Annotated in this window: 6 protein-coding genes; 2 read left to right on the top strand and 4 right to left on the bottom strand. The window is 42.1% G+C overall.

Annotated features, from left to right (window positions below; translation table 11 throughout):
• Positions 1-61: 61 nt before the first annotated feature.
• Positions 62-937, bottom strand: a complete 876-nt coding sequence (locus PT964_RS23850; protein WP_274365868.1) for a LysR family transcriptional regulator — start codon at positions 935-937, stop codon at positions 62-64.
• Positions 938-1,048: 111 nt separating this feature from the next.
• Between PT964_RS23850 and PT964_RS23855 the strand changes: the two genes are divergently transcribed.
• Complete coding sequence (locus PT964_RS23855; RefSeq protein WP_425262792.1) at positions 1,049-2,038, top strand: DMT family transporter; 990 nt, start codon at positions 1,049-1,051, stop codon at positions 2,036-2,038.
• A 188-nt stretch (positions 2,039-2,226) separates the two neighbouring features.
• Here PT964_RS23855 and PT964_RS23860 read toward each other — a convergent pair whose 3' ends face one another.
• From PT964_RS23860 to PT964_RS23870, 3 genes are read right to left on the bottom strand one after another with little or no spacing between them, the layout of a single operon-like run.
• Positions 2,227-3,720 (bottom strand): ABC transporter substrate-binding protein, encoded by a 1,494-nt coding sequence (locus PT964_RS23860; RefSeq protein WP_274365870.1) that lies wholly within the window; start codon positions 3,718-3,720, stop codon positions 2,227-2,229.
• A 57-nt stretch (positions 3,721-3,777) separates the two neighbouring features.
• The gene (locus PT964_RS23865) at positions 3,778-4,686 is read right to left on the bottom strand and encodes a carbohydrate ABC transporter permease (protein ID WP_274365871.1); all 909 of its coding nucleotides are present in this window, start codon (positions 4,684-4,686) and stop codon (positions 3,778-3,780) included.
• Positions 4,687-4,726: 40 nt separating this feature from the next.
• Positions 4,727-5,659, bottom strand: coding sequence for an ABC transporter permease (locus PT964_RS23870; protein ID WP_274365872.1), 933 nt, complete (start codon positions 5,657-5,659; stop codon positions 4,727-4,729).
• A gap of 421 nt (positions 5,660-6,080) precedes the next feature.
• On the opposite strand from PT964_RS23870, the gene PT964_RS23875 reads away from it, so the two are divergent.
• Entirely contained in the window at positions 6,081-6,503 is a 423-nt protein-coding gene (locus tag PT964_RS23875) for a nucleoside 2-deoxyribosyltransferase (RefSeq protein ID WP_274365873.1), read from the top strand.
• The last annotated feature ends 61 nt before the right edge of the window (positions 6,504-6,564 follow it).

Here is a 6,564-nt window from a genome sequence, read left to right on the forward strand (position 1 = left end):
CTCACTATGCTTTTTTTATTTACAGGATTGGGCAATTAAAAAAAGCCATTGATGAAAATACTCATCTTTGGCTTTCGAGGGCTCCACGCTTATTCATTTCGATTGTTTCGATAAATTTTTCCATCGTTGAAGTTAAGTAAGTATCGGCTCTTCTTATAAAAACGGTTTTGATCCTACTGTATTTTTCCGGAAGAGAATGACATTTGATAAGTCCTCTTTGTTCCATATGGGCGACTGCCGACTTTGAAACGAAAGTAACCCCTAATCCAACAACAACGCTTTGTAAGATCGTTTCTAATGTGCCGAACTCCAACACTTTCTGCGGTGAGATGTTTTGATCCTTATACCAAGCTTTAAGACGCGCTCTGTATCCGCAGCCCTCGCTAAAGCATAAGACCGGCTCCTTCTTCAGCTCTTCCAAAGTGGAGGCGTGCATATCCGAAATTAAAACTAGCTCCTCCCGAAACACTTCATGCGATACAAGATCAGGGTGAAAGTCCGATTCTGTAACGAACGCTCCGTCCAATCTATAATTTACTACTTCTTCTTCTAATGTCTCCGTCACACCGGTAAATACCGACAAGTCAACATTCTTATACTTTTTAATAAAGTCAGATAAAATTTTGGGCAAATGGAATACAGTTTCAACGGTTCCGATATCTAATTTTCCGGACGGTTCATCTTGATTTTGAACGGCTTTTTTCATTTCATCGGTTAACAATAAAATTTTTTTGCTATACGATAATAATTTTTTCCCCTCCGGCGTTAAACTCATCCCTCGACGATGCCGGTTAAACAATGGAATATTCAGTTCTTGTTCAAGCTTCTGGATTCTCATTGAAACATTGGATTGCACGTAACTTAACTCTTTTGCTACTTCTGAAATCGTTCCTTTCTCCGCCACCATTTGAAATATTTCCAAATCCTTAAACTCCACGATGATCCCGCCTATTATTTTTATTTTTATGATATCAGTAATTTTGATGTAAATCATTAATATTATTCGTTTTACAAGATGGCGGAAAATGTAGATGATGATTAAGTCAGCATGAAGAGGGGGCAGAGGGAATTGAGAAATAACGCATTGTTGGGGGCTATTCTATGTTTTATTGCCGCGGTTTCGTGGGGAGCGATGTTTCCTGTATCCCATGCGGCTTTCAGCCATATTGATCCTTTCTACTTTACGATAATTCGTTATGGATCCGTTACATTGATCTTAATAGCGATTTTATTATGGAAAGAAGGAAAGAAAGCTTTTCGATTCGAAGGTAAAGGTCTTCACTTATGGTTTTACGGTACAATGGCTTTTACAGTCTATAATCTATTTATTTTCTGGGGGGAAGATTTGTTAGGCAAACCGGGTGTGATGGTTGCATCCATTATGGAGTCGCTGATGCCGATGATTTCTATTTTGATCGGATGGATGATTTTTAAAAAACGCACTCATCTATTCACATTAGGTTGTGTGCTCGTATCCTTTGTCGGCGCTATGTTAGTCATCACAAAAGGAGATATTCAAGCATTTCTTGGCGCAACGGATCATTTTGTACCTTCGATGCTTATTTTTATTGCAGTGATCGGATGGGTCATTTACACGATAGGCGGCAGTAAGTTTCGCGGTTGGTCCGCTTTGCGGTATTCAACGTTAAGCTGTTTGCTTGGAACAAGCACGGCCATTGTTATTACGGCAGGGGCATCGCTGTTCGGATACATATCCGTCCCGTCGGAAGAGAGCATCAGAGCGGTGAGGCCGCATTTATTGTTTATGATTATTTTCCCTGGCGTCATAGCTTTGCTGGGTTGGAACGTCGGTGTAAGTATATTATCGCCATTAAATGCGCTGTTGTTCATTAACTTTGTTCCCGTTACGACCCTCGTCGTGTCGATTTTTCAAGGGAACGGTATAACCGTGTTTGATATTCTCGGTACTGTCTTTATCATCGTTTCACTTTTGTCTAACAATATTTTTGTAAGACTGCTGCACAGGAAACAATCAAAGAGGGCTGTTCTAACACATCTGCGTGAACGCACATCATAACCCCCCCACTGTCCTTATTTTGATGTGACGCATACGCTTTCCAGTGCCTGCTAACAGTTTCTTCGGATCAGAAAGATTTGCCCCGAAGAAAAAAAGCCGATTACGATAAAAATTATATCGTAACCGGCTTCAACAATAACGCTAACCTTCCGCACAAACTGGAACGAATGCCTTTTTAAAATTTCGGCTTATTTACCTGCAATGTAAGCATCATATTGTTTCTGGGCTTCTTTCTGGATATCTCTGATGCCTGCGGCTTCCAGTTCCTTCATCATCTTCGGCAATGTAGTCGCCGGATCAAGCGTTCCGGTATTAAGTCCGGTTTTGTACTTATCTGCAACAACCTTTACGGCGGCAACCTGGGCAGATACATTGGTGATATCGAAAGCAAAACCTATAGACTTGGTAGCTTTCAGATCCTTATAGCCGTCGAAAATTTTGTTCCACATATCCGGGTCCGCCTCCACACCTTCAGAAGCCTCCACTGTGCTTAGAGAATAAGAACCTTGGGAGAAGGGCCACGGACCATAGTTATCACGGCCAAGCTGCGTCTTGACGGCAAGGCCTTTTTCATTCTTGTTCCAATGAACGCCCGGTACGCCATAACGGAGAATGTCGCGATACTCCTGATTGGTGTTTATTAATTCTTGGAGTTTGAGAGCAGCGTCGATATTTTTGGAGCTAGCAGAAATAGCATTCATAGAACCACGGATGGAAGCGGTCGAGAGGTACGGACCACTGTATTTGGAGATCACTTGGGTGAATCCGTCACCGCCGGACCAGATCGCATCCGCTCCATAAAAGCCTTGGCCATTCTTGACTGCAGAGTACTTGCCTACGTCTTCAACGGTAGCTGCATCCTTGTTGATGAAACCGGCATTATACCATTTGTGCAGAGCTGTAAGACGGTCGGTGAGGTCGGGATGCTCATAAGTAATAACAATTTTGTTTTCGTCGGCAGTTCCGATCGCAGAATACGGAATACCGAGCATAACGTCACGGTTAATCATGTCGAAGCTGCTATCTATTCCAGAAAGACCGGCCTTAGTCAGCTTAAGGGGGTATTCCGCATTGGCAGCAGCTTTATTGCCGGCTTTCCATGCATCCTTAGCCGCCTTGAGGAACGGTTCGACCTCAAAGAAGTCCATCTTATCCTTGACTTCCATCTTCAATTCATCTACGAACAGAGCCTTATCAAATCTCCAGAATATTTCTGCGGCATAGTCCTTCTTAACCGGAATAGCATAAATCTTGCCGTTAATTTTAGCGCCATCCCATACCACTTCAGGCATAGTCTCATAAAGCTTCGGGGTCAACTCTTTTACTTTGTCGGTGATGTCTGCAAAGTAGCCTGCCTGAGCTTGCACTGCAAAGTTATTGAACCATTCGCTAGTAAACACCATATCAAACTTTTCGCCGGAGGAAAGAGCGAGTTTGGTTTTTTCATCATTATAATACAGAGTCTTTACAGTTACGTTGATTGCCGGAATGGATATCTCGTTGAGCTTTTCTTCAACTTTTGCCTGATCTACGGGAACCTTGCCCGGGTCGCCCATAATCCAGATCAATTCTATAGGTTTGTTCCCGTTCTTTGCTCCATCTTGCTGCGATCCAGTGCTGCACCCCGATGCCGTTACTATGAAGATAATTACCAGAATCAGAATTAACACTCTTTTTTTCATAAACAACCTCCTAATATATTTTCACCGGAATATCCCGGGTAACGCCTCTTCGAAGGCTTATCCCTTTACAGCTCCAATGGTCAGGCCGGAGATGAAATATTTCTGAAAGAACGGGTATGAAAGTGCAATGGGAATAACTACAATCATGACGATCGCCATTCGGGTGGATTCGGCCGGAAGACTGGCAGCTGTGCTGTCCGGCGACATATACTGGGCGCTGCGACTCAGAAATTCCATATTTCTCTCAATGCTGATCAGTACATACTGCAAAGGATACAACTCCTGGTGACTGGACTGGATGTACAGCATAGCGCTGAACCAGTCATTCCAATAGCCAAAGGAAAGGAACAGTCCGATGGTTGCCATTACCGGCAGAGAGAGTGGCAGCACGATGCTGAAGAAGATTCTCAATTGACTCGAACCGTCAATCTTAGCGGATTCAATAATGGAGTCGGGTATTGTCGTTTGAAAAAAAGTCCTTATGATAATCACGTAAAAAGACGATACGGCAATAGGCAAAATTAAAGCCCAATAGGTGTTTGCAAGCTTCAGCACCTGGGTATTGATCAGGTATGACGGAACCAGTCCGCCGCTAAAAAGCATAGGAATGAAAATAAAATATGTAAGAAACTTTTTCAATTTAAAGGTTGGGCGGGATAACACATAGCCCATGGTTGCATTGAGGTATAGGCCGACAATCGTTCCGACCACCGTTACAAAAATCGAGACAAACGTTGCGGTGCCGATGGAAAGGCGTTCGCGCCACAAGTAGGAATATGCATCTATAGACCACTCCAACGGTAAGAAGCTATATCCTATTTTCTCTATAGACTCACTGGACGATAGAGAAATAATAGCTACAAAAACAACGGGAATCACGCACAACAGTGCAAGTATAATAAACAAGCCAGTGAAGACGATGTTGGTTGGTACGGATATACGGTTGAATTTCTCTACTGCAGTCATTTCTCTCCGACTTATTTGCATTCAATTTCCTTCTTCCTGTTTAAAATAGCGAATTTTCGGAGTTTATTTTCTTAACAATCGAGTTGGCAATCAAAATGGTAATTAGTCCAAGCACCGACTGTAATAAGCCGGCTGCGGAGGCAAATCCGATATTGTTGAGGCCAGTAAGAGCCTTGTATACGTATACATCAATGGTCTGCGTCACATCAACCAACGGACCGGAGTTGCGCGGCACCTGATAAAATAAGCCAAAATCGCTTGAAAAGATGCGTCCTACCGATAAAATAAACAAAATAATAATGATGGGCTGCAGCATGGGCAGTGTAATGTATTTTACCTGCTGCCACTTGGTGGAGCCGTCCATTATAGCGGCTTCATACAATGATTCGTCAATTCCGGATATGCCGGCTAAATAGATCACCATTCCATACCCGACAGCCTTCCACAAATATACGAACACCAGAATGTAAGGCCAATACTCCGGCGTCATATACCATTGAACGGGATCTCTCCCTGTCATTTCGAGCAGTTTGCTCACCAAGCCGTTCTCTGTGCTCAGAAAAGCAAATACGAAATAACTCACCACTACCCAGGAAAGGAAGTGCGGAAGAAACATGGACGTCTGGCAGATCTTACGCATCTTCTTGGAACGCAGCTGGGAGATCATTAGAGCCAATACGACAGTGACAAATGTGCCTAATACAATAAACACAATATTGTATAGAATAGTGTTTCGGAACATGATCCATGCATCCGGTGTCGCAAAGAGGAACTTGAAATTGTCTAAGCCTACAAATTTGCTCTGAAGCAAGCTTCCGAGAAAGCCGGCTCCCGGTAATGGCCTGAACTGTTTAAAGGCGATTATGATTCCGAACAACGGGAGATAGCAAAATGCAAGATACCATAATACGGTAGGCACAGCCAGAAATGTCAATTCTAAATCATCCTTGTTGAAACGTCGCTTTAAACGCAATATCTCAGCCTCCTCACTGTGAAAAATGTATGCGATGATCAAAACAAAGAGAACAACCTGTAATCATGGGACTGTTTGCTTAGACGTTAGTGATTGAAAAGTGCCTTGGAGGGGATTGAAAGAAGATCATCATAGAAGATACGAGATTGACTTTTTTGATAAATAAAGCGCTTACATTTACAGTTAAGTATAAAATAATACCTTTCGATAAGCAAGCGAATTTAATAGCTGCATATTCAATAACAATCACTCCTTTGATTTACTATAGATCCATAAATATATAGATATATATTCAGTAACTTTGGATTTTTTCCTTATTTCAAATGAAATCACTTTCAGGTAAAGATTTGCATTAATGAAAGGCAGCTTGGAAATAATGTGGGCAGCAATGTAAGACATCGTAACGGAGGCCAAAAAGAAAATGAAAAGGGTTTATCTAGCCAGTCCTTTTTTTAATGATAAAGAGATAGCGGTCCTTGAACAGGTTGAGAAGATTTTAGCCGATAAAGGCTTGAATGTATTTTCCCCATTTAGAAATAATATTGAAAATGCTGAGGTCGGTTCACGTCAATGGTCGATTGAAACATTTATGAAAGATATCAAATACATCAAATGGTCTGAAATGGTTGTTGGCATTTATCATGGAAACTATTCGGACAGCGGAACAGCTTGGGAACTTGGTTACGCTTTTGCTACCGATAAACCGGTGATATTAATTCATGTTGGCGAAAACAGCAACCTTATGGTTCACGAAGGTTCCCACGCTAACATCACATTGGAAGAGCTTAAAGAATATGATTTCGACAAGCTGCCAAGCTCTTTCTATACAGGCGAAATGTTGTAGTGGGCAAGCTTTGATGCAAAAAAAACTACAACTGACCAATTAACGTACAAAACTTAGTTTC

It is taken from the genome of Paenibacillus thermotolerans, assembly GCF_028745515.1.
Taxonomy (GTDB): Bacteria; Bacillota; Bacilli; order Paenibacillales; family YIM-B00363; genus Paenibacillus_AE; species Paenibacillus_AE thermotolerans.